The 24405-nt window shown below is 39.0% G+C and carries 20 protein-coding genes and 1 pseudogene; 18 read left to right on the top strand and 3 right to left on the bottom strand.

Going from position 1 to position 24405, the window contains the following annotated elements; all coding sequences use genetic code 11:
* Positions 1 to 55 precede the first annotated feature (55 nt).
* From I858_RS12025 to I858_RS12010, 4 genes are all read left to right on the top strand, one after another.
* Positions 56 to 889 (top strand): DegV family protein, encoded by an 834-nt coding sequence (locus I858_RS12025; RefSeq protein ID WP_049694610.1) that lies wholly within the window; start codon positions 56 to 58, stop codon positions 887 to 889.
* 269 nt (positions 890 to 1158) lie between these two features.
* Positions 1159 to 2250: an ATP-dependent helicase ComFA gene (locus I858_RS12020; protein WP_239457142.1), complete on the top strand. Its 1092-nt coding sequence runs from the start codon at positions 1159 to 1161 to the stop codon at positions 2248 to 2250.
* Position 2251: 1 nt separating this feature from the next.
* Complete coding sequence (locus I858_RS17370; protein WP_239457141.1) at positions 2252 to 2908, top strand: ComF family protein; 657 nt, start codon at positions 2252 to 2254, stop codon at positions 2906 to 2908.
* A 37-nt stretch (positions 2909 to 2945) separates the two neighbouring features.
* Positions 2946 to 3305 carry a PilZ domain-containing protein gene (locus I858_RS12010; protein WP_049694608.1) on the top strand — a complete coding sequence of 120 codons (360 nt, stop codon included), beginning with the start codon at positions 2946 to 2948 and terminating at the stop codon, positions 3303 to 3305.
* Between the two features lie 205 nt (positions 3306 to 3510).
* Here I858_RS12010 and I858_RS12005 read toward each other — a convergent pair whose 3' ends face one another.
* Positions 3511 to 4218, bottom strand: a complete 708-nt coding sequence (locus tag I858_RS12005; protein ID WP_049694607.1) for an SDR family NAD(P)-dependent oxidoreductase — start codon at positions 4216 to 4218, stop codon at positions 3511 to 3513.
* 126 nt (positions 4219 to 4344) lie between these two features.
* On the opposite strand from I858_RS12005, the gene hpf reads away from it, so the two are divergent.
* From hpf to I858_RS11950, 11 genes and pseudogenes are all read left to right on the top strand, one after another.
* A complete protein-coding gene (gene hpf, locus I858_RS12000; RefSeq protein ID WP_049694606.1) occupies positions 4345 to 4905 on the top strand; it encodes a ribosome hibernation-promoting factor, HPF/YfiA family in 561 nt (186 codons plus the stop codon).
* Positions 4906 to 5194: 289 nt separating this feature from the next.
* Entirely contained in the window at positions 5195 to 7711 is a 2517-nt protein-coding gene (gene secA, locus I858_RS11995; RefSeq protein ID WP_049694605.1) for a preprotein translocase subunit SecA, read from the top strand.
* Positions 7712 to 7772: 61 nt separating this feature from the next.
* Positions 7773 to 8874, top strand: a protein-coding gene (gene prfB, locus I858_RS11990; protein WP_157886517.1) for a peptide chain release factor 2 whose coding sequence is annotated in 2 segments (ribosomal slippage) — positions 7773 to 7844 and positions 7846 to 8874 — 1101 coding nt in all. Because the reading frame shifts where the segments join, the coding sequence is not laid out codon by codon here.
* Positions 8875 to 9032: 158 nt separating this feature from the next.
* Positions 9033 to 9905: a YitT family protein gene (locus I858_RS11985; protein WP_049694604.1), complete on the top strand. Its 873-nt coding sequence runs from the start codon at positions 9033 to 9035 to the stop codon at positions 9903 to 9905.
* A gap of 49 nt (positions 9906 to 9954) precedes the next feature.
* Positions 9955 to 10296 carry a cytochrome c551 gene (cccB, locus tag I858_RS11980; protein ID WP_049694603.1) on the top strand — a complete coding sequence of 114 codons (342 nt, stop codon included), beginning with the start codon at positions 9955 to 9957 and terminating at the stop codon, positions 10294 to 10296.
* Positions 10297 to 10562: 266 nt separating this feature from the next.
* The gene (gene ftsE, locus I858_RS11975; protein ID WP_049694602.1) at positions 10563 to 11249 is read left to right on the top strand and encodes a cell division ATP-binding protein FtsE; all 687 of its coding nucleotides are present in this window, start codon (positions 10563 to 10565) and stop codon (positions 11247 to 11249) included.
* Positions 11239 to 12123 carry a permease-like cell division protein FtsX gene (gene ftsX / locus I858_RS11970; RefSeq protein WP_049694601.1) on the top strand — a complete coding sequence of 295 codons (885 nt, stop codon included), beginning with the start codon at positions 11239 to 11241 and terminating at the stop codon, positions 12121 to 12123. Before ftsE ends, ftsX begins: the two co-directional genes overlap by 11 nt.
* A gap of 143 nt (positions 12124 to 12266) precedes the next feature.
* Complete coding sequence (locus I858_RS11965; protein ID WP_049694600.1) at positions 12267 to 12845, top strand: TlpA family protein disulfide reductase; 579 nt, start codon at positions 12267 to 12269, stop codon at positions 12843 to 12845.
* An 11-nt stretch (positions 12846 to 12856) separates the two neighbouring features.
* Positions 12857 to 13962, top strand: a pseudogene (locus tag I858_RS11960) (trans-sulfuration enzyme family protein).
* A 90-nt stretch (positions 13963 to 14052) separates the two neighbouring features.
* A complete protein-coding gene (locus tag I858_RS11955; protein WP_049694598.1) occupies positions 14053 to 15204 on the top strand; it encodes a PDZ domain-containing protein in 1152 nt (383 codons plus the stop codon).
* A gap of 12 nt (positions 15205 to 15216) precedes the next feature.
* The gene (locus I858_RS11950) at positions 15217 to 15474 is read left to right on the top strand and encodes a CsbA family protein (protein WP_049694597.1); all 258 of its coding nucleotides are present in this window, start codon (positions 15217 to 15219) and stop codon (positions 15472 to 15474) included.
* Positions 15475 to 15495: 21 nt separating this feature from the next.
* On the opposite strand, the gene I858_RS11945 is transcribed toward I858_RS11950, so the two are convergent.
* The gene (locus I858_RS11945) at positions 15496 to 15801 is read right to left on the bottom strand and encodes an AzlD domain-containing protein (protein WP_049694596.1); all 306 of its coding nucleotides are present in this window, start codon (positions 15799 to 15801) and stop codon (positions 15496 to 15498) included.
* Positions 15798 to 16493 (bottom strand): AzlC family ABC transporter permease, encoded by a 696-nt coding sequence (locus tag I858_RS11940; protein WP_049694595.1) that lies wholly within the window; start codon positions 16491 to 16493, stop codon positions 15798 to 15800. The genes I858_RS11945 and I858_RS11940 overlap by 4 nt, the downstream gene beginning before the upstream one ends.
* Positions 16494 to 16650: 157 nt before the next feature.
* Between I858_RS11940 and I858_RS11935 the strand changes: the two genes are divergently transcribed.
* The 3 genes from I858_RS11935 (at position 16651) to addA (ending at position 24401) form a co-directional block, all read left to right on the top strand.
* A complete protein-coding gene (locus I858_RS11935; RefSeq protein ID WP_083553750.1) occupies positions 16651 to 17268 on the top strand; it encodes a TVP38/TMEM64 family protein in 618 nt (205 codons plus the stop codon).
* A gap of 70 nt (positions 17269 to 17338) precedes the next feature.
* Positions 17339 to 20833 (top strand): helicase-exonuclease AddAB subunit AddB, encoded by a 3495-nt coding sequence (gene addB, locus I858_RS11930; protein WP_049694593.1) that lies wholly within the window; start codon positions 17339 to 17341, stop codon positions 20831 to 20833.
* Entirely contained in the window at positions 20793 to 24401 is a 3609-nt protein-coding gene (gene addA / locus I858_RS11925) for a helicase-exonuclease AddAB subunit AddA (protein ID WP_049694592.1), read from the top strand. The genes addB and addA overlap by 41 nt, the downstream gene beginning before the upstream one ends.
* Positions 24402 to 24405: the final 4 nt, after the last annotated feature.

Raw genomic sequence — 24405 nt, 5'->3', positions numbered from 1 at the left:
ATGTCTTTTTTATGCCGTTTTTTGCTAAACTAGAGAGGGGGAGGTTAGTCTACTGATGAAAACAGCCATTGTAACAGATAGTACATCTTATTTATCAACAGAAACACAAAAAATACTGGATATTCATATGATTTCATTACAAGTAACGTTTGGTATGGAATCATTTAAAGAAGCAGAGTTGACTCAAGAAGAGTTTTATCGGAAAGCTAGAGAAGAATTTCCGAAAACATCACAGCCGCCATTAGGTGAATTTATTGAATTGTACAGCGAACTTTCTGCACAACACGATGAGATTATTTCAATTCATTTATCGAGTGGCATTAGTGGAACTTATGCAGGTTCACAACAAGCTGCTGAATTAGTCGATGGAGTAAAAGTATATGCTTTTGATTCCGAACTAACTTGCTCGTTACAGGGATTTTATACTGTGAAAGCAGCAGAAATGGCTCAAGCAGGAGCAGATGCTCAAACCATTTTAGTTGAGTTAAACGAAATGAAAAAAACACTTCGTGCGTATTTCATGGTTGAGGACTTAAACCATTTACAGCGTGGAGGTAGACTGTCCAGTGCACAAGCGTTAGTCGGAGGCATCCTGCAAATTAAACCGATTTTGTATTTTGAAGACAAAGTCATTGTGCCATTTGAAAAAATTCGAACGCGAAAAAAAGCGATGAGTCGAATTGTCGAGTTGTTACATGCTGACATTAAAAGTGGGGATCAGTTGCAAGCAACCATTATTCACGCGAATCGATTAGAAGAAGCACAGCAATGGCAAGAACAGCTAAAAGAGATGTATCCACAAGTAGACTTTGAAATTTCATTTTTTGGTCCGGTTATTGGAACTCATTTAGGAGAAGGTGCAATGGGTCTTGGTTGGGTAAAAAAATAAACCTACTGAGACTTTTTTCTATAGAAAGGTGGTTGAAGATGAAGCAAGTCGAAGCGTTTTTAGTCGGCAGAATATGGCTTAGGAATTTTGTCCCTTTTCCTAACGAGCTAGTAGATCACGCAATACAGTTAGGTGCCGTAAGCGTGAGCTTAGGCATTACGAAAGAAAAGCAATGTGTTCGCTGTCTTGAAAAATCTCCTCAAAAGATTATTTCCTTTTTTTGTGCGGCTTGTCAAAAAAACTGTTTTTATTGTCGCCATTGCATAAAAATGGGGCGCATCAGTTCTTGTACAGAATTGATTACTTGGGCGCTCACCTCAACGATTCCACTTCAAAACCATTCGTTTAGCTGGAATGGACAACTTACTCCTCAACAAGAACGAGCTTCTCAACAAGTTCAAAAAAGCATTTTACAAAAAAAAGACCATATCGTTTATGCAGTTTGTGGAGCGGGAAAAACTGAGTTGCTGTTTCCTGCTATTTTTGCTGCGTTGAAAAATGGTCAGCGTGTTTGTATTGCTGCGCCTAGAACAGATGTTGTTTTAGAGCTCACCCCGCGATTACGTACTGTATTTCCAGAAACCATCATTCACAGTTTGTATGGAGATTCACCAGAAGAAACTGGTTTTGCACAGCTTGTTGTTGCTACCACACATCAACTATATCGATTTAACAAAGCTTTTGACGTCATGATTATTGATGAAGCAGATGCCTTTCCATATTCTTACGATGAAGCACTAAAAAGAGCGGTTTTAAAGGCAAAGAAAAATAATGCGTCGACGGTTTATGTTTCTGCAACACCTTCAGATCAATTATTGAAGCAAGTGGTTAACGTCTCAAAACTATTTAAGCGATTTCATGGTCATTCTTTGCCTGTTCCCACATTTCAATCACTATGGAGATACGAAAAAGATTTTGCTAAAGGAAAAATCCCAAAGAAATTAGAAAACTGGGTAAATGAAAGAATAGAGAAAAAAGAGCCATTTCTTTTGTTTTTTTCTACAATTGAATTGATTGAAGATGCGATTGTTCTATTTAAAAAAATTCACCCCCTGATTGAAGCTGTACATTCTCAAGATGTAAACCGAAAAGAAAAAGTGATGAAATTACGCCAAAGTCAAATTCCGGGTGTCTTAACTTCAACTATTTTAGAACGAGGAATTACTATTCCTAACGTACAAGTTGCAGTGATAGGGGCAGACCAGCCAATTTTTGATGCGGCTGCTTTGATTCAAATTTCAGGACGAGTCGGCAGATCCCGTGATTATCCAGATGGAAAAATCATCTTTTTTCATGATGGTATTACACATCAGATGGACAAAGCGAAAAAAACGATTACTTTTTACAATGGAGGTCAGTAAAGTGAACTGTTATTTATGCGATCGCCAAATGCCGCATCAAGTTACTTGGCGAAGTGTCTTTTTTCATGAGCCGGATGATGTCTGTTGTTCGCGTTGTCGAACTGGTTTTGAAGAAATAGCAGCAGGGTGTCCAATTTGTAGTGCAGAAGGAGAAGGTAAATGTCTCGACTGCGTTCAGTGGGAAGCAACTGAATACCAAGGACTTATTGATTCGGGAACGAGTTTGTATCGCTATAATCCCCCAATGAAAGAGTATTTGCATCGTTATAAATTTTTGCAAGACGTGATACTTTCAGAGGTGTTTGCATCGGTTTTGAAAGAAGAGTTACAAAAGCAAAAATCGATCATCGTGCCAATTCCGATGAATGACGAAAAATTGAAATTGCGGACTTTTTCTCAAGTTGATCGGCTTCTCGATGCTGCATCTATTCCTTATACACATTTGCTCGGTAAAAATCGAGTAGCTTTGGGAGGAAAGTCAAAAGCAGAACGAATAGAAATGCAAAATGTATTTTGGTGGAATGAGAAACAAGTGCCTAAAAAAATTTTATTATTCGATGATTTATACACAACAGGAAGTACTTTACGGATGGCTGCTAAAGTATTAAAAGATAAAGGTGCGAAAGAAATTAAAATAGTAACACTTATCCGTGCTTGATCATTTATCTATAGTAGAAAGAATGGGAGTGACACTGATGTTCTATAAACGGTTAGAAAGTTTTCGATATGCATTTGGTACACCTCCAGAAATCCAATTACAAATAAGAAATCTACCCACTGCTGACAGCATGAATTTAACAATATACGGCTTGTTGTTAGATATATCACCAAAAGGCGCAAAAATTTTTGTTGAAAAAGAACGAACGGTTTTGCAAGAAATGATGAAGCTGAAATTTGTCTTAAATCACGAAATCATTACAGTTGAAGCAAAACTTATCTGGAAAAAACCGTGTGAGGAAGGCTGGCTTTACGGAGCAAATTTCGAGCGTAGTCTCATAAAGGAAATGCTTATTGTAAATGAAATCAAAGAATTGAAAGAAATTGAATCTAATTAAAAAAACGGCTTTCGCCGTTTTTAATTTTACTGTAAATCCACTGTTGTGTTTGTCGGAGCTACATGGCTGTTTTCGCTTTTCTTGGTGTCTAGCTCCAACAGCCAGCTCCTCGGGTCGTAAGTCGTTCTGGCTGTGTGGCTAAAACACGCCACTTCGCCAGCTCGCTTTACGCCTGTCGGAGCTACATGGCTGTTTTCGCTTTTCTTTAGTGTTCGTAAATCATTTTTTTGGTCATGCCTCCATCGATAGTTAAGCATTCGCCTGTAATAAAAGAATTATCTGGATTGCTTAGAAATAGGCAGGCACGGGCAATGTCGGAAGGGTTTCCAACACGTTTACTCCAATGTTGCTGATGGTCAATATCTCTTAGTTCTTCGGCATTCCCTGTATGAATCCATCCCGGGGCAATCGAGTTGACACGAATTTCTTGATCATGGAAAGTAGCAGCAAGAGAATGCGTTAAAGCGAAAATGCCGCCTTTTGATGCCGAATAGGTTTCTGTATTGGGTTCCGACATAAAGGCGCGTGTTGAAGTCATATTGATAATCGAGCGAATATCTTCTGTCATGTAACGGGCTGCTTCACGACTGCAGATGAATACGCTTTTTAAGTTAGTATTTAATACTTGATCCCATTCGTTCTCATCAACATCCCAAATTGAGTTGAATGTTGAAATTCCTGCGTTATTGATTAATGCATGAATGGCGCCATAATCGTCATGAATCTTCTTGAATGTTGTTATCACTTCGCTAAAGCTTCCGACGTCACATTTTCTGTATTCAACCTGATCGATTTTAACAGGATGAATATCCAATCCGATGACGCGTGCGCCTTTAGCAGCGAAATGAGTGGCAATGCTATTTCCGATGCCGTGTGATGCTCCTGTGACAATGATTGTTTTGTTGGCGAACATTTGCTTCAGCTCCTTATACAGTAGTTTACCTAAAACAAATCTTTTTAAAACTTTTTTAGTTTTAAGAAGGAATGATAAGGGAAGATATAGAATTGTATAGGTAGCACAATAGAAGGAGGAGTTAATATGTTGCAATTCAACATTAGAGGCGAAAATATCGAGGTAACTCCAGCAATACGAGAGCATATTGAGAAGAAAGTAGAAAAAATCGAACGTTATTTCACAGACGGTGCAAATGCTACCGCAATGGTAAACTTAAAATCATACAATCATAACCAAACAAAAGTAGAAGTTACAATTCCAATGAAAAACTTAACATTGCGTGCAGAAGAACGTCATGAAGATATGTACGCAGCAATTGATTTGATTGTTAGCAAGCTAGAGCGTCAAATCCGTAAGTATAAAACTAAAGTCAATCGCAAGTTCCGCGATCGCGATGGTATGGGTGTATCCTTTGCTGTTGCAGAAAACGATACACGTCAACAAACTGACTCAGAAGAAGAAGACTTCACCATTGTTCGTACAAAGCAATTCGAGTTAAAACCGATGGATGAAGAAGAGGCAGTTTTGCAAATGAACATGCTGGGACATAGCTTTTTCGTCTTCACAGATGCAGAAACGAATGAAACTAATATTGTCTATAAACGTAAAGATGGAAGTTACGGCTTAATCGAAACTTCTGCGTAATAAACATAAAAAACTCATAAAAGCCTCTCTATTTATAGAGAGGCTTTTATTTTTGCTTATCCGATCTTGTCTATAATGAGACAATTCTCAAGTCAATGCCAGAATAGGGTGGCATTATTTGCACGCGTTTCTACGCAGTGTTAAAATAAATAGTGAGAATTTTTTAGACTGACTGAATATGAATAGAGTAACATCATTTTTGAGCAACATTGCTTAACACTATAAAAGCTAAGTCGATCAATCGGGATGTTAAATGCCGATGGACACTTTTGCAAGGAGCGGTATAAATATGCTGGGAGTATTAAATAAGGTATTTGATCCGAATAAACGGGATTTAAAACGATTGGAAAAAGTAGCGGATCGTGTAGAAGCATTAGCAACGGATTTTGCTGCGTTAACGGATGAGGCATTACAAGCAAAAACAGAAGAATTTGTAGCGCGGTATGCCAAAGGTGAATCATTGAATGATTTATTGCCAGAAGCTTTCGCGACAATCCGTGAGGCCGCGAAGCGAGTCCTTGGGCTTTATCCATTCCGTGTACAGATCATGGGAGCAGTTTCTCTTCACGAAGGAAATATTTCAGAAATGAAAACAGGTGAAGGTAAAACCTTAACTTCTACATTAGCAGTTTACTTGAATGCTATTAGTAAAAAAGGAGCTCACGTTGTAACGGTCAATGAATACTTGGCGAGCCGTGATGCCTTAGAAATGGGTCAATTGTATGAGTGGCTTGGATTATCTGTCGGATTAAACTTGAATAGTTTGACGAAAGAAGAAAAGCGAAAAGCCTATCAAGCTGACGTAACATACAGTACGAATAATGAGCTAGGATTTGATTATTTACGAGATAATATGGTGTTGTACAAAGAAGATATGGTACAGCGTCCATTAAATTATGCAGTTATTGATGAAGTCGATTCTATTTTAATCGATGAAGCGCGGACTCCACTTATTATTTCTGGACAAGCAGCAAAAGCGGCACAACTGTATCAACAATCAAATGCCTTTGCACGGTTGTTAACGAAAGAAACAGATTATACGTATGATGAAACAACAAAAGGCGTTGTGTTAACAGAAGACGGGATTGAGAAAGTTGAAAAAGCATTTGGTATTGATAATCTTTTTGATATTAGCCATGTTCGCTTAAATCATACAATCAACCAATCATTAAAGGCTTACGTTACGATGAACAAAGATGTAGACTACATTGTGCAAGATGAAGAGGTAGTCATTGTCGATCAGTTTACGGGTCGGTTAATGAAAGGACGTCGTTATTCTGATGGCCTTCATCAAGCGATTGAAGCAAAAGAAGGATTGGAGATTCAAAACGAATCGATGACGATGGCAACAATCACATTCCAAAACTTTTTCCGAATGTATGACAAATTGTCAGGTATGACAGGTACTGCGAAAACTGAGGAAGAAGAATTCCGTAACATTTACAATATGTATGTCATTGTTATTCCAACTAACAAACCAATTATTCGGGAAGATCATGTCGATTTGATTTATTCTACAACTGCTGGTAAATACAAAGCTGTAGGGGATGACATCGCAGCTCGTCATGCAAAAGGGCAACCGGTTTTAGTTGGTACAGTAGCCATTGAAACTTCGGAAATTATTTCTGAGTATTTGACGAAAAAAGGCATTAAACATTCTGTACTAAACGCAAAAAACCACGCCCATGAAGCGGAAATCATTTTAAATGCTGGACAAAAAGGCGCTGTAACGATCGCTACAAACATGGCAGGACGTGGTACTGACATTAAATTGGGTGAAGGTGTTATCGAAGTTGGTGGACTTTCAGTTATTGGTACAGAACGCCATGAATCTAGACGTATCGATAATCAGTTGCGTGGACGCTCAGGTCGTCAAGGTGACCCAGGTGTGACACAATTTTATCTGTCTCTTGAAGATGATTTAATGCGTCGCTTTGGTTCAGATGCTATGCGCAACATGATGGGTAAATTAGGAATGGATGATTCCCAACCATTGCAATCGAAAATGGTAACACGTTCTGTGGAGTCGGCGCAAAAACGAGTAGAAGGAAATAACTTCGACGCTCGGAAACGCTTGCTTCAATATGATGATGTTCTTCGTCAGCAACGTGAAATTATTTACAAAGAGCGTATGGAAGTATTAGAAACAGAGAATATGCGTATGCTAGTGGAGAACATGATCAACAGTTCAATTGAGCGTATGGTTTACGTGCATACAGCTGAAGAAAAATCAGAAAACTGGCATTTAAAAACACTTTCTGAACTGATCGCAGCGAATTTATTGCCAGAAGATGCAATAACGGAAGTCGACCTTCATGGAAAATCTCAAGAAGAGCTTATTGCTTTCATTAAAGAAGCTGTAGCTGTTCGTTATGATGAAAAAGAAGAAGAAATGACTCCAAATCGGATGCGTGAATTTGAGAAAGTTGTTTTGCTTCGCTCGATTGATACGAAATGGATTGATCACATTGATGCAATGGACCAACTGCGCCAAGGAATTCACTTGCGTGCATATGGTCAAAATGATCCACTTCGTGAGTATCAAAGTGAAGGATTTGCGATGTTTGAAGCAATGGTTGAAGCCATTGAAGAAGACGTGGCGAAGTATTCGATGAAAGCTGAAATTCGAAACAATCTCCAGCGCGAGGAAGTAGCAAAAGGACAGGCAGTCAATCCAAAAGAAGATGGACCAGCCCCAAAAAAGAAAAAAGCTCCCGTCCGCAAGCAAATTGAAGTGGGTCGTAATGATCTTTGTCCATGCGGTAGTGGCAAGAAATACAAGAATTGCCACGGGGCAGATTTATAAGAATGCGTGAAAAGACCGAAGAGCAATTGCTCTTCGGTGTTATTTTGAGGAGGAACATATAATGGAATTAGCAGACATTCGCAACAATCTTGATAAAACAGCCAGTAAGTTGGCCGACTTTAGGGGGTCTCTTTGACTTAGAAAACAAAGAGTCTCGTATACAAGAACTAGATGAAATGATGCTTGATCCTAATTTTTGGAACGATCAAGACTCGGCTCAAACCGTTATTTCTGAATTAAATGGATTAAAAGAAATCGTCAATACGTATTATGAGTTCGTAGAAACACAAGAAAACATGGAAATGTCTTTGGAGTTACTACGAGAAGAAGATGATGTAGATCTACATGAAGAAGTCGATACTGAAATGAAGCAATTTATAGCTGATTTAGCAGATTATGAGTTAACTATGTTGCTTAGCGAACCATATGATAAAAACAATGCTATTTTAGAGTTGCATCCAGGTGCAGGTGGAACAGAGTCTCAAGATTGGTGTTCGATGTTGCTTCGCATGTATACGCGGTGGGCAGAGAAACGCGGCTTTAAAGTAGAAACCTTGGATTACTTAGCAGGAGACGAAGCCGGCGTTAAATCAGTCACGTTGGGAATTCGTGGACACAATGCTTACGGCTATTTAAAAGCCGAAAAAGGCGTCCACCGGTTAGTCCGAATCTCCCCTTTTGACTCGTCTGGACGTCGACATACATCGTTTGTATCTTGTGAAGTAATGCCAGAATTCACAGGCGAAATTGAAATTGATATACGTACAGAAGATTTAAAAATTGATACCTATCGTGCAAGTGGAGCGGGTGGACAGCATATCAATACGACGGATTCTGCTGTTCGAATTACTCATATGCCAACAGGAGCTGTTGTCACATGTCAGCAAGAGCGTTCGCAAATTAAAAACCGTGAAAAAGCAATGCAAATGTTAAAAGCAAAATTGTATGCCTTGAAAATCGAAGAAGAAGAAGCACGACTTCTTGAGATTCGAGGCGAACAAAAAGAAATCGGATGGGGAAGTCAAATTCGCTCTTATGTATTCCATCCTTATTCAATGGTTAAAGATCATCGTACCAATTACGAAACAGGAAACTTGGGTGCGGTGATGGATGGCGATATTGATGGGTTTATTAACTCGCTATTGCGTTCCAAGATGGACTAGTTAGTCATAGGTTTTTTATAGTTAAAAGGTCAAAAGTATTTATGCTTTTGACCTTTTTTCGTATAGATTACTTTAGTTTAATGAAGTTCACAAAGTCTAATGCGTTTGGTATACTCTGACAGGGCTTAATTCGAAGGTGGAAAAGAGGAAACAGATAGATGACTAAAAAAAATCGGCGTATTCGCAAAGATCCACATCCAAGACTGACAATCTTCAGTGATTACGCCAGCGTAATCATCGGATCAGCGATTGTGGCTATTTCTTTTAACGTACTGCTATTGCCAAACGAAGTTGCTTCCGGAGGCGTTAGTGGCATCAGTACGATATTGAAAAGTGTATTTGACTGGAGGCCGGCTTTTGTTCAATGGGCATTCAACATTCCATTGTTTATTGCTGGATTAGTTTTGCTTGGAAAAAACTTTGGTATTAAAACGGCTGTAGGAACCATTTTTCTCCCATTAGTCGTGTTTTTAACAGAATCCTGGGAGCCTTGGACGCGTGACCCACTACTGGGTGCTTTGTTTGGTGGAATTATGGTCGGACTGGGACTTGGCATTGTCTTTCGCGGAAAAGCTTCGACAGGTGGAACTGATCTGGCTGCACAAATTATTACTAAATTTACAGGCTTAACTTTAGGGACAAGTGTTGCATTGATTGACGGCTTTATCGTATTAAGTGCAGCATTGGTTTTTGATATTGAAAAAGGTCTGTATGCATTAATTGGCTTGTACGTTACCACAAAAACAATTGATCTTGTTCAAGTCGGATTTGGCCAATCGAAATTGGTTTATATTATTACAACGAAACAAGTAGAAATTCGAGACGCAATTTATAATGAAGTCGACCGGGGCGTCACTGAGTTAACTGCAACGGGTGGATATTCTGGAACAGAAAAGCCATTGCTAATGGTGGTTATTCCTCAAACTGAATTTACACGGCTAAAACAATTAGTAAAGTTTATCGACCCTTCTGCATTTGTAATTGTTTCAGATGCTTCTGAAGTTTTGGGTGAGGGTTTTAAAAGACCATAACTTTGGTATACTATAAGAAGATTTAAAAAATATATGAGGAGGTCATCAAATGAAAAAGCAATTGATGGTTATGTTATTCGGTGCAGCACTTGTTCTCGGAGCTTGTGGTGGAGATGATTCATCAGAACCTGAAGAAACACCAGCAGATAGCGGTGGAGAAGAAACATCAGCGGTTGATGCAGAACAAGTAGTTCAACAAAACTGTATTTCTTGTCACGGTGAAAATTTAGAAGGCGCTGGAAACTTCCCGTCTCTTAATGATGTTGGCTCTCGTTTGTCAGAAGATGAAATTCACTCTGTCATTGAAAATGGTCAAGGTGCAATGCCGGCTGGATTAATTGAAGGCGAAGAAGCAACAGCAGTAGCTAAATACCTATCCGAAATGAAATAAACCTGCGAATTTGCAGGTTTATTTTTTTTTGATTTTTATTGATACAGAATACTATTCACTTATTTGATAGAATAATTTGTCATATAATTGATGAAACTTATTTTAAATCCCTTAATTTTTTTACGAAACAGCATATCCCATTTGAATTTTAAATGATACAGAAATGTAATAAAATAAAGGGGTTAAGGTGTTATAATGGGGATGCCGCAAAATTTTAAGGAAATAATTTTGGTGTAAGCCAATTACTAGTAGGTGGGTAATAAAAGATGATACAAATGAAAAATGTTTACAAAAAGTATCCGAATGGAATTGTCGCTTTGAACGGTCTCAATGTTGAAATCGAACAAGGGGAATTTGTATATATTGTAGGACCAAGTGGGGCAGGGAAATCGACGTTTATCAAAATGATGTACCGTGAAGAACGACCGTCTTCAGGACAAATGTTTGTAGATGATATCGATATCGCTACGTTGAAAAACCGGAAAGTTCCGATGTTGCGTCGTCAAATCGGAGTTGTCTTTCAAGATTTTAAATTGCTAACTAAGTTAAATGTCTACGAAAATGTAGCTTTCGCATTGGAAGTAATCGAAGAAAAACCAGAAGCGATTAAGAAACGAGTAATGGAAGTGCTAGATTTAGTCGGGTTAAAACACAAAGCAAAAATGTTTCCAGATGAATTGTCTGGTGGCGAGCAACAACGTGTATCCATTGCGCGTTCGATTGTAAATATGCCGAAAGTGATGATTGCCGATGAACCGACAGGGAATTTAGATCCGGAAACAGCTTGGGACATTATGAACTTGTTTGAACGAATCAATAAAGCTGGGACAACCGTCATTATGGCAACACATAATCAGCATATTGTTAATACATTGAGACATCGCGTCATTGCCATTGAAGGCGGATTAATTGTTCGTGACGTAGCTGGAGGTGATTACGGCTATGAAGGGTAGAACATTGAGACGTCATTTTAAAGAAAGTTTTAAAAGCATTGGTCGTAATAGTTGGATGACATTCGCATCAGTCAGTGCAGTCACGGTTACGTTGTTATTGGTAGGTGTGTTTGTTCTGATTATGATGAACTTAAACAAAGTAGCTGACGATCTTGAAAACGATGTTGAAATCAAAGTGTTCATTTCGTTAGAAACTGAAGAACAAACAATAAAAAATTTAGAGTCGGAAATCAGTGAAATACCAGGTGTCGAATCAACAGACTTTTCAACAAAAGAAGAAGAGTTGACTGACTTGGTTCTTGATTTTGGTGATGAATTAAGTTTGTTCGAACAAAGTAATCCATTATTTGATGTATTTTATGTGAAAGCTACTGATCCGCAACAAACTGAAACAGTAGCGAAAAACATTGCCACATTAGACAATATAAAAAAAGTCGAATATGGTAAAGAAAAAATTAAAAAGCTCTTCAATATTTTGAATGCAGGCAGAAACGTTGGATTGGTTTTAATCTTAGCGTTATTATTTACTGCTATGTTCTTAATTTCGAATACAATTCGAATTACGATTGTCGCAAGACGCCGTGAAATTGAAATTATGAAATTGGTTGGGGCAACAAACTGGTTTGTTCGTATTCCGTTTATTTTGGAAGGTATGTGGTTAGGAATACTAGGATCAATTATTCCAATCGGTCTTGTTGTGTTATTGTATAAAAAAGTTACTGAATATGCACAACCTCGTTTGAGTGGGGAGTTATTCCAAATTCTTGAATTTACCCCGTTTATTTATCAAGTTAGTGCCTTGATCTTATTGATGGGTGTATTTATTGGAATCTGGGGAAGCTTTATGTCAATTAGAAAATTTTTACGTGTCTAAATTAAATTTATAAACACAGGCAGTCGGCATGGAAATGCTGACTGTTTTTTGATTACGCCCATTTTGTCACAATTTCAAATAAACTTAGTGGAACAAGGTACTCAATTTATCGTATGATAAAACGTGAACGGAGTGGATAACAGATGCCTAAAAAGATAATTGGCTTATTAGTGCTTGCTGTTATGGTAGCAATCGTCATAATAGGAGTCGTCAAAAGCAATATTGCAGAGACAGAAGCAATTGATAACATGGCTCTTGGCAGTGATGTAGAGTTTCTACCAACAGATGAAGGCTTGGCAAAAGGAAAACAAGCACCTAATTTTCAGCTAACAACATTAGATGGAAAAAAAGTGACATTAGCAGACTATCAAGGTAAAAAAGTGATTTTAAATTTTTGGGCCACATGGTGTCCGCCTTGTCGAGCTGAAATGCCACATATGCAAACGTATTATGAAGAACAAGCTGAACAAGAAAACGTTGTCATTCTAGCGGTAAATTTAACAACTGAAGATAAAGGTCTTGCGGAAATCGAAGACTTTGTTGACGAGTTCGGATTGGAATTCGCTATTCCAATGGATGCAAAAGGGGATGTAGGCGCTACCTACCAAACGATATCTATTCCAACTTCTTATATGATCGATACGAAAGGGCGCATTCAACATAAAGTTGTCGGACCTATGGACATATCTATGATGGAACAATTCGTTAAAAAAATGGAATAGGAGATGAACTAATGACATCAATCGAAACCAAGTCGGTCCATACAGCTGTAATGAAAGAGCGAACAATTCAATCGAAAGTGATGCCATTGTATCAAACTTCTGCATTTTCTTTTTCTTCTTTAGAAGAACTTGAAGGATATTACGAAGGGAATGGCACTTATTTGTATTCGCGTACAGCCAATCCAAATACTGATGCTTTGGGGCAAACTGTAGCTGATTTAGAAAAAGCACCAAAAGGCATTTCGGCTTCTTCTGGAACATCTGCAATTTTAGCTGGAATCTTGTCTGTAGTTCAAGCCGGAGATCACGTTTTAGCAGCACAAGATGTTTATGGGGAACGTTCCATTTGCTAAAAGAAGAACTAGCTTTAATGGACATCCAAGTTCATTTTGAAGACTTCTCAGATCACAGCAAAGTTGAGCGGATGTTAATTGATATTCCTGAAATCAAGTTAGTGTTTAGTGAATCGATCACCAATCCCTTTTTGCGAGTAGAAGATATTGAAGTTCTTTGTCAGTTCAAGCAACACTACGGCATTCGCGTTATGATCGATAATACATTTGCCACACCCTTCACAATGACTCCTTATACGCTTGGAGTAGATTTAGTTGCTCACAGTGCGACAAAGTATCTTGGCGGTCATAGCGATGTAACAGCAGGTGTTTTAGTTGGTGATGCAGAATTGATCGGTGTCGCTGAAAAACGCGTAGTGAATTTAGGGTTAAACTTAAGTCCTTTTGAAGCTTGGTTGACAATTCGTGGCATCAAGACACTTGCTCTTCGAATGAAAACACAAACTGAAAATGCTCGAGCAATTGCTGTATTTTTAACGAATAAAGCACGTGTTTGGTATCCAGGGATGGGTGCTATCGTGTCATTTGAGTTGCCTGAAACAATGGATGTATCAACATTTTTTTCATCACTGGGTTGGATTAAAATTGTGCCGACATTAGCTGGAGTAGAAACCACCGTATCGTACCCATACGGAACTTCGCACCGAGCGTTGTCAGCAGAAGAAAAAGAAAAAATTGGCGTTACACGTCAAGTTGTTCGTCTATCAGCAGGCATAGAGGGAACAGAAGATATTTTAGAACAATTAGGTGCTGCATTTGTTTAACTAAAAAAGAAGTGCAGCAAGCAAGTTTTCTTTGTTACAATAAGTAGTAACGTTAATTGCCGGTGATAGGATGGTGTAAGTATAGTGATAATGGATTTTGTGTTAGCGATTAGCAGGTTTTTTGTAAACCCGGTTTTATACATCGCATTGCTTGCTGCAGTGCTATTGGGATATTATCGCGTAAAAAAAGAACGGAAAATTTTTAGAATTCGGATTGTCTACGGATTGACTGAATTTAAACGACTTGTAAAAGATAGCTGGCTATACGCCATCGTTTTTTCGTTACTGTTCGCAGGAATTGGATTAGTCGTACCAATGGATTGGTTGATTGCGTTGAGCATTGTTTCCATTCTATTGATGGTCACAACTTTTTATCAAGCAGGATCATTTATTTATCTAGCTACAGGTGCTGTTGGTCTTAGCTGGTTGTTCTATGCCAATGAGTGGACTTTGAATTTTGGGTTGTTTACGTTCGAAGGAGTCTCTTTGTCGTATCAATGGCTGATTCCTGTTGCACTGATTGCAGGTACACTGGTTTTTGCAGAAGGTAAAATGATTGTCAAAGCAGCAGCAGATGCTGCTTCTCCACGACTTCACAAATCAGGACGTGGCTTAAAAGCTGCAGCGTATATTTCAAAACGGTTATGGTTATTGCCAATTCTATTGGTTGTACCTGGTTCATTGCTTGATTTGTATGCGCCGTACTGGCCACAATTACCAATTGGCGAAAGTAGCTTTTCGTTGATTCTCTTCCCAGTTGTCTTTGGATTTCTAGGGCGCACGCAACGGACTTTGCCAATGTATTTTTACCCACTAGTGGGCAAAGCGGTTTCTACTTTAGGGATTGGCATTGTCGTTATCGGTTTAGGAGCATTGTTATGGTCGCCATTGGTAGCTGTTGCATTGGTTGGCGGAGTGATTGGCCGCATTGCTATTGCTGTTCACTTTGCATTAAAAGAACGCAGTGGCAATTATGCAGTTACCCCTCAATCTCAAGGAGTGATGATTATCGATGTCTTACCCGGTTCACCAGCCGATAAAATGGGCTTGATGCGCGGAGAAGTAATTCGTAAAGTAAATGGGATTGCCATTGCCAATGAATCTGAGCTTTATGAAGCCATTCAAGTGAATGCTGCTCATTGTCGTTTAGAGGTGTTAGATCATAACTTGGAAGTGCGTCTACGTCAGCATGTTATTTTCCGTCATGATCATCATCGTCTAGGATTATTAGTGGTCAATTAAGGAGCTAAATTAATGGAATCTATGGTAACAAAATTCTTTTTGTCTCTATTTGTACCGGGACTGCTCGTCATTTTGTTTACAAGAGTTACATTTAACCACATTGTTGCATTGGTTTTAACAGTGGCACTTATGACTGCAGCTGTCTATGCAGGGTATACGCATACGTGGGTGCTATTTATAGCGAACGCGGCATCTCTTACTGTCGGGTTTTGGTATTCGACAAATATGTTTAAACGCAGAAAAAAAGCCGAGGCTCATGAAAATGAGTAACGGCTTTTTTCGTACATATTTTTACAATAATCCACTAACTATCGCAAGTAGAGCAATTGAACCAAGAACCACTATCATCACATTGGCTCCTGTAATTGCAATGCCAAACGCAGCGAATGCGCCAATAACACCAAACCAAATGTTTTCTTGAATAAAAAAAACAGCCGGAAAAATAAGTGCGCCCAACACTGCATAAGGAATATTGCGCAAAACATTTTGAACAGGCTCAGGCAACTCGCGCCCTTCTAAAAACGTCAGCGGAATAGCCCGAGGAATATACGTTACAACAGCCATGCCAAGTATCATCCACCAATACCAAGAACTCATGATGCTTTCACACCTTTCCGTGAGATCCATTCAATAAAAATGGCTGATGCCAAAGTGGATACCATAATGGCCCAGCCTGTAGACAACCATTCTGTAAAATAAAAAAGAGAATTAATCGCTCCGGCAATAAGTGCCAAACTCATAACTTTGCGATTGCCACGCATTGAAGGAACCAATAAACCAATGAACATCGCATAAAGCGCAATCGACATAGCGGCTTGAAGAAATTGAGGAAGGTTAGCACCAATCAAATGACCAACTGAAGTAAACACAACCCAACTCGCGTAAGCAACTAGGATTACACCTATAGCAAATGGCGTAGTTATTTTATGGTTTTTTTGCGTAGCTAATACTGAAAAAGTTTCATCCGTGATTCCAAAAGCATATAAAGCTTTTTTCCACTTATCGTCGGGTTCCATCTTTTCATTAAGTGACGCCGTCATAAGAAAATGACGAATATTGACGACAAACGTATTTAAAACAATGATTACAGGAGCCACACCACCTGTAATAAGTGACAGTGCAATATACTGTGAGGCCCCTGCGAATACAAATATGCTCATCGCTGTAGCTTCTAGTAGTGAAAGCCCAGTAGTTTTTGCAAGTAAACCAAAAGTCAAAGCTATAGGAAAATAACCAACAGCGATGCTAGTCCCAGCCTTTACTCCATCAGAAAACTCACGTCCATTCATTCGTTTCGCCCCTTATGTATAAGTATTTCCTTTTCCAAACTCTTTAAAAGAGTGTAAAGTAATTATAATAGCATATCACAAAAACTTTTTAGTTTGGGTTAAGATTTTGAAAAATTAAACTCTTTAAAGGACTGAGTAAATGTCGGATTTTTTTTCAATGGAAAATATTGTTGAGTTGACCCAATCCTACAGGGCTTTTGGTCCGTTAATCGGGTTCTTATTACCATTCATCGAAGCATTTTTGCCTTTTCTACCGTTATTTGTTTTTGTCTTTGCTAATGCTACAGCTTACGGACTTTGGTTTGGCTTTTTACTTTCTTGGGGTGGATCTGTTATCGGTGCTTATGCAGTGTTTTTAATCGTCCGAAAATATGGCAGAGCGCGATTTATGAATTTTATGACTCGTCATGACAAAGTTCAAAAATTAATTCACTGGGTAGAGCGAAACGGTTTTGGCCCTTTGTTTCTTTTACTGTGTTTACCTTTTACGCCTTCTGCACTTGTTAACTTAGTAGCGGGATTATCAAATATTCGCAAACAATATTATTTGTTAACGGTGATGGCAGGTAAGTTTGTTATGGTCTTCACGATTTCTTATGTTGGCTATGACCTGCGTGCACTTTTCACACAGCCAATTCGAACAGCAATAGTTATATTAGTGATTATTTTATTGTATGTTGTTGGAAAAATCCTTGAAAACCGCTTGAATAGGAAAGTAGAAGCAGATTTCCGTTTAGCAAGTGAAGAACGGAAAAAACAAAAGCCACAAGAGTAAATTTATAAGTAGCATTTCGAAGTAAAAAAACGTACAATAGAACAAATGTTCTTATTTAAGGGGTGGTTTTATGTCATTGCGGATTGTTTATGGCAGAGCAGGATCGGGAAAAACTCGTTTTGTTCAAGAAGAAATAGTGGAAGAGTTAAAACAACAAGCAGATGGAGATCCCATTTTCTTAGTTGTACCAGATCAGATGTCTTTTACTACGGAGTATCGACTCGCTGCTGCTTATGGTATGAACGGTATGATTCGTGCACAAGCAGTTACGTTTAAGCGACTAGCTTGGCGTGTGCTTCAAGAAGTAGGAGGTATTAGTAGAAAAGAAGTGGATACATTCGGTTACCGCATGTTGATTCGGAGTTTGTTAGAAGACCATCGTGAAGACTTTCAATTATTTCGCCGAGCTGCCGGAAAAAGAGGTTTTACTGATCAAATTGAACAATTAGTAAAAGAATTTGCACGTTATTGTGTAAATTGCATCGAATTAAATTCTATTCGTTCTTCATTACTTGAAGCAGGAGCCCCTCGAACTTTGCTTGATAAAGCAGAAGACCTGGAATTGATTCTGACGGAAATTGAGAGTCGATTAGGAAAAGTATTTGTAGATTCTGAAGGTCATTTGGCCTTATTAAGTGAAAAAATTTCACAATCAGAGTTGATAAAATCTTCGACTATTTATATTGATGGGTTTATGACGTTCACAGCGCGGGAATACGAAATTCTTTTCGAACTCATGAAATATGCCAAGTCGGTAACCATTGCTTTACCGATGGATGAAAATACAGATGCAGATAATGAACAAGCCTTGTTTTATCAGTCCGCAAATACAGCTCGTAGGTTAAGTGAATATGCTGCTAAAGAAGAAATTGACATCGGAAATTCAGTACATTTGGATTACGTTCGTCGTTTTAATAATCCCGAGCTCGAGCATATTGAGCGATATTTTGACGAATATCCTATGCAAACCATTCAAGGAGATGGCCATGTCTCTTTAATCGAGGCATCAAACAGAAGAGCTGAAATGCATGCAGTGGCCCGCGCGATAAGAGATCAAATCAGAAAGGGCTATCGATACAACGAAATAGCCATTCTTTACAGACAGCCTGAAATTTACGATGAATTGATCAACACTGTTTTTCCTCAATACGAAATCCCATATTTTATTAGTCAAAAAAAATCAATGCTTCATCATCCGTTGATCGAATTTAGTCGTTCGGTTCTTGAATCGGTAGTTTCTAACTATTCATATGAATCGGTTTTCCGAGCTGTTAAGACGGACTTGTTTTTTCCACAAGGACCTGTTCAAAAATGGCGTGAACGAAGTGATTTACTAGAGAACTTTGTTATTGCTAACGGAATATACGGTGAGCGATGGTTTGATGACAAGCGATGGTTTTATAAAAAGTACCGTGGCTTAGAATTTCATACTGCTATTCAAACAGATGAAGAACTTGCAGCACAAGTTGAACTGCACGCTGTACGTGATTTAATCAGAAATCCGTTAGCTCAGTTGAAAGAACAGTTGAAGCTTAGTAAAACAGGTAGAGACATTGCAGAATCGCTGTTTCTTTTTATTGAAAAAATAGATGTTTATGCAAAAATTCAAGATTTACGAGAACGTGAAGAAAACGAGCATCGCTTACTCGCTGCATCAGAACATGAGCAAGCATGGAATCAATGGGTAGGTGTGTTGGATCAATTTGTTTTAATGTTTGGCGATAAAGAAATAGATTTAATGACGGCTGTAAAAATCTTGGATGAAGGATTTGACACCTTGGAATTTTCTCGAATTCCACCTTCATTAGATCAAGTGACAGTTTCAAACATTGATTTGGCACGTTTAATGGATATTAAATCTGTATTTGTTGTAGGTGCAAACGAAGGAGTGTTACCAAAGCGTATCGAACAAGAAGGTATTTTGACAGATACAGACCGCGAGTGGTTTGCACAAATCGGATTCGAGTTAGCTCCTACTTCAAAGATGCGATTAATGGATGAAACCTATATGGTTTACCGCGCATTTACTTCGGCTTCTGACTTGTTAACAGTGTCTTTTCCAATTGCAGATGAAGAAGGAAAAGCGTTATTGCCGTCTCTTTATATTCAAAAGCTAAAGGATATGTTAGCAATCGATACCATTCCAGTAGTTATTGATCCTGAAGAGCTACTAAATGCTTCACCATTAGCTTATATTTCACATCCACGAGCAAGTCTTGCTTATTTGACCTCACAAATTCGGAGTGGTGACTTGTCAGCCGAATGGCAAGCTGTTTTGAATTATTACAAAGCAGATCCGTTATGGTCTTCTGTTATAAGACGTATTTTTGCGCCAATCAAGTCCAACAAAGCAGATCCATTACGTGAAAATCTCACTGAACCGCTTTATGGCGTCCCAATTTCATCGAGTGTTTCACGCGTTGAGACGTATTACGGCTGTCCGTATGCACATTACGTAGCATATGGATTACGCTTAGAAGAGCGAAGTCAGTATAAATTAGCCGCTCCTGCAATGGGTGATCTTTTCCATGCTGCGATCAAATGGATTTCAGATGAAGTAATGAGACTAGGGGTGTCTTGGTCGTCATTAACACAAAAACAGTGCAGAAATTTAGCAAAAGAAGCAATTGAACAACTTTCACCTTATTTTGTTAATCATATTTTGATTAGTTCTCACCGGTATCGTTACATTCAACACAAGCTTGAAGGCATTATTCGTCAAACAGCATTTATGTTGAGTAAGCATGCTAAAGTTTCTGGTTTTGTTCCAATTGCTTTAGAAGTAGGGTTTGGACCAAAAGAAACGATTCCAGCACTTGAAATCTCATTGGATCGAGGACGTAAAATGAATGTTCGTGGTCGAATTGATCGAATTGATTCGACTGAAATTCACGGCAAACCCTATTTGCGTGTGGTTGACTACAAATCATCTAAGCAAGGACTCGATCTCGGCAACGTTTTTCATGGTCTCTCTTTGCAAACCTTTACTTATTTAGATGTGGCATTAACGCATGCAGATCGCTGGCTCGGAGAAGAGGCAGAGCCTGCAGGAGTGTTATATTTCCATATGCATAACCCTATGCTGAAGTTGACTAAATTGTTAACTGCTGAAGAACTGGAAGAAGAAATGGCGAAGTCATTTAAAATGAACGGTTTAGTTGTCGAAGATCCTGAAGTGATTGAAGCAATGGATGACCAAATTGATGGGTACTCAAACGTTATTCCAGTAAGACTTAATAAAGACGGGGCGGTATCTGCTTCACAGTCGAAAACAGTTTCCAAAGAAGATATGCAAGCAGTTCGTCGCTTTGTGCGCAACAAACATCAAAACGCCGGAAACGGTATTTTAGCAGGAGACACAAGCATTACCCCATATAAATTGAAAGAAGATACACCTTGTCAATTTTGTTCATATCGATCTGTTTGTCAATTTGATCCAGCAGATCCCGAACAAAACTACCGGAAACTCACGCCTTTATCGCCCGGTAAAGCAGTAACGTTGATTAGAGAGGAGATTTCTGCAGATGATACCGAAGAAACCGATGAATGCCACGTGGACCGATGAACAATGGCTAGCCATTTGGGCTAAAGGCCATGATATGCTAGTATCAGCCGCAGCAGGTTCAGGAAAAACAGCAGTGTTGATCAATCGCATGATTGAAAAAGTATTAGCTGAAGAAAATCCTATATCAGTAGACGAACTGTTGGTCGTGACGTTTACCAATGCGTCAGCAGCTGAAATGCGGCATCGCATGTCGAATGCTTTGGAAAAAGCAGTTGCAGAAACTCCTGAATCGTCACATTTAAGAAAACAATTACGGTTGATCAACAAAGCTCAAATTTCCACCTTGCATTCTTTTTGTTTGCAAGTCGTCAAACAATACGCATACTTGCTGGAAATTGATCCAGGCTTTCGCATTGCTGGAGATACAGAAGCGGCTCTTTTACGAGACGATGTTCTTGAAGCGGTACTTGAATCTGCATATGAAGGAGAAGACGCAGACGCTGTTTATCGGTTAGCAGATAGCTTTACTTCAGATCGCAGTGATCAAGCGATGGAAGTGTTGTTGAGTAAACTATATGATTATTCGCGCGTACATCCAGATCCACAGCAATGGCTTCAGCAAGTGCCTATGTTGTACGATGTATCAGTTGACGCAACTGTGGATGAGCTATCATTCATTAAAGATTTAAAGCTAACCATACGCCATGCTTTAGATGAGGCTTTGCAACTAGCTGGAGAAGGACTCGAATTGACATTGCAACCAGAAGGTCCAGTTGTACTAGAAGCTACATTCAGAACAGATATAGAAGTTATAGGAGCCGCTATCGCTGCACTTGAGAATTCTTGGGACAGTGTCTATGCTTTTTCAAAATCGTTTAAATGGGACAAAGCAGCCAGTATTCGTAAAGATAGTTGCGATCCAGTCATCGCAGAAGAAGCAAAAGCACGACGCAATGAAGTGAAGAAAATAGTCAGCGGCTTGTTTGATGCTTATTTTACACGTGCCCCGCAGCGTTTACTCGAAGAAATGCGTGAAATGGCCCCGTTAATGAAAACGTTAGTCGAACTAACTCAACTTTTTGCGAATCAATACAAAGCATTGAAAATTGATCGTGCATTAGTTGATTTTTCTGATTTAGAGCATTATGCATTGGAAATATTAATGACAGATGGCAAACCATCAGCGATTGCGAAAGAATACCAAAATCGTTTTAAAGAAGTACTAGTTGACGAGTACCAAGATACGAACTTGCTTCAAGAAACTATCTTAAACTTAGTGAAGTCTGGCGATGAACACGACGGCAACTTATTCATGGTAGGAGACGTGAAACAGTCAATCTACCGTTTCCGTTTAGCCGAACCAATGTTGTTTTTGGGGAAATATGCACGTTTTAGTCACGAGGCACAAGCAACGGGTTTGCGTATTGATTTAAATGCGAATTTTAGAAGTCGGAAAGAAATACTAGACGGCACCAATTATATATTCTCACAAATTATGGGCGAACGAGTTGGTGAAATTGACTATGATGAAGCGGCTGCTTTAAAAGCAAAAGCGCCTTATCCTGACCGGGCAGTGCCGATTGAATTGACTTTGATTCATGAACTTGAAACCGAAGAACAGTCACAAGAAGAAGATCTTGCTAAATCACAGTGGGAAGCTCGTTTTATCGCTAAAGAAATTAACAAACTGATGAGTAACAATACATTGGTAAATGATCCATGGACACAGCAACAACGCGCGCTTGAGTACAGAGACATCGTTGTGTTGATGCGTTCAATGACATGGTCAGGTGACTTTGTAGACGAATTTAAAATGGCAGGGATTCCGTTATATGCAGAATTGACAGGTGGCTATTTTGAAGCACTTGAAGTGATGATTATGCTCAACACTTTGCGAGTCATCGATAATCCGTATCAAGATATTCCGCTCGCTTCGGTATTGCGTGCACCATTTATTGGCTTGAAAGAAAATGAGCTAGCCCAAATTCGATTAGCCGCACCACAAGCTTCATATTACGAAGCGTTAAAAATGTTTATGCGCGCAGGTACAGGGATAGATTCAGTTACTGCTGAAAAACTAAACCGTTTTGTCACTCAATTAGAAGATTGGCGAAATTTAGCACGTCGTGGGTCGTTGGCAGAGCTGATTTGGAAAGTCTATTTAGATACCAATTACTACGAAATGGCGGGAGCTATGACTAACGGCAAGCAACGAAAAGCCAATTTGCGTGCGTTGCATGACCGCGCATTAGAGTATGAGAAAACTTCTTTCCGTGGCTTGTTCCGATTTTTACGATTTATCGACCGAATGCGTGAACGCGGAGATGATCTCGGAACTGCTAAATCACTCAGCGAAAAAGAAAACGTCGTTCGGCTCATGACTGTTCACAAATCAAAAGGTCTAGAGTTTCCTGTGGTCTTTTTTGCAGGAACTGGTCGTTCTTTTAACGAAATGGATTTTAAAAAACCGTATTTGTTTGACCAGAATTATGGCTTAGCGGTCAAAGCTGTTAATCCAGATACGCGGATTGAATATACGTCGCTGCCATTTTTAGCGGTTAGAGAAATAAAGCAACTTCAAATGAAAGCAGAAGAAATGCGTGTTTTATATGTAGCTATGACGCGCGCAAAAGAACGTTTATACTTAACTGCCTCCGTAAAAGATATCGATAAACTGGTTGAAAAATGGAAAGTTAGCACAACAGATCTTCGCTTACCAGATTTCATGCGCTCACGTGCTAAAGGTTACTTAGATTGGATAGGTCCTGCTCTAGCCAGACATCCTGATGCTGTAGATCAATTAAATGTGAATGGTAATGTAATCAAGCACTCTTCACGTTTTCATATCGAGATGATTGAATCTCAATCATTGCTTCCACCAGTAGCCATTAGAGAAGACTCACTAGCGGAAGATAGAGCAAGCAAAGATTATCAGCAACTTGTAGACGAGCGTTTTAACTACCACTATCCTCATCAAGGCGCAGTAGACAAACGTTCTAAAGAATCGGTTACTGAAATGAAACGGTTGCAAATGTTGCAGCGACTTGACGAACCAGAATCGTTTATTCCACCTGTAAAACAGCAGAAAAAGACATTGCTTCATCGACCAGCCTTCATGATGGATGAGCGCCTGTCAGCAGCGGATGTTGGCACGGCTGTTCATGCAGTTATGCAACATATCCCTTTAAACCGTACAATGAATAGCAAAGAGATAAAAGAATTTGTTGAGACTTTGGTCGGAATGGAAATTCTTTCTCCCGATGAAGGAAAAGTTGTAAAAGTTGAAGAAATTGAGCGTTTTTATGCGAGTGAAACTGCTAGTCGTTTAAGCCAAGCGAAAAACATTAAACGCGAAGTGCCTTTTACTTATGCGAAAAAAGATGCAGACGGTGACTATCAAATTATTCAAGGAATCGTCGATTGTTTGTTTGAAGAGCAAGACGGCTGGGTGCTAGTAGATTATAAGACGGATCGTGTGGCAAACATGAGTAATGTGAAAAGTGAAATGACGGAACGATATAATGTTCAATTGACCGTTTATCAAGAAGCTGTTGAATCTATACTGCAAATTTCGGTTAAAGAGCGGTTGTTGTATTTGTTTGCAGTCAGCCAAGAAGTGAATATTTAGGGGG

It is taken from the genome of Planococcus versutus (genome assembly GCF_001186155.3).
GTDB classification, from domain to species: domain Bacteria; phylum Bacillota; class Bacilli; order Bacillales_A; family Planococcaceae; genus Planococcus; species Planococcus versutus.
This window is presented reverse-complemented; position numbering and strand designations above follow the sequence as displayed.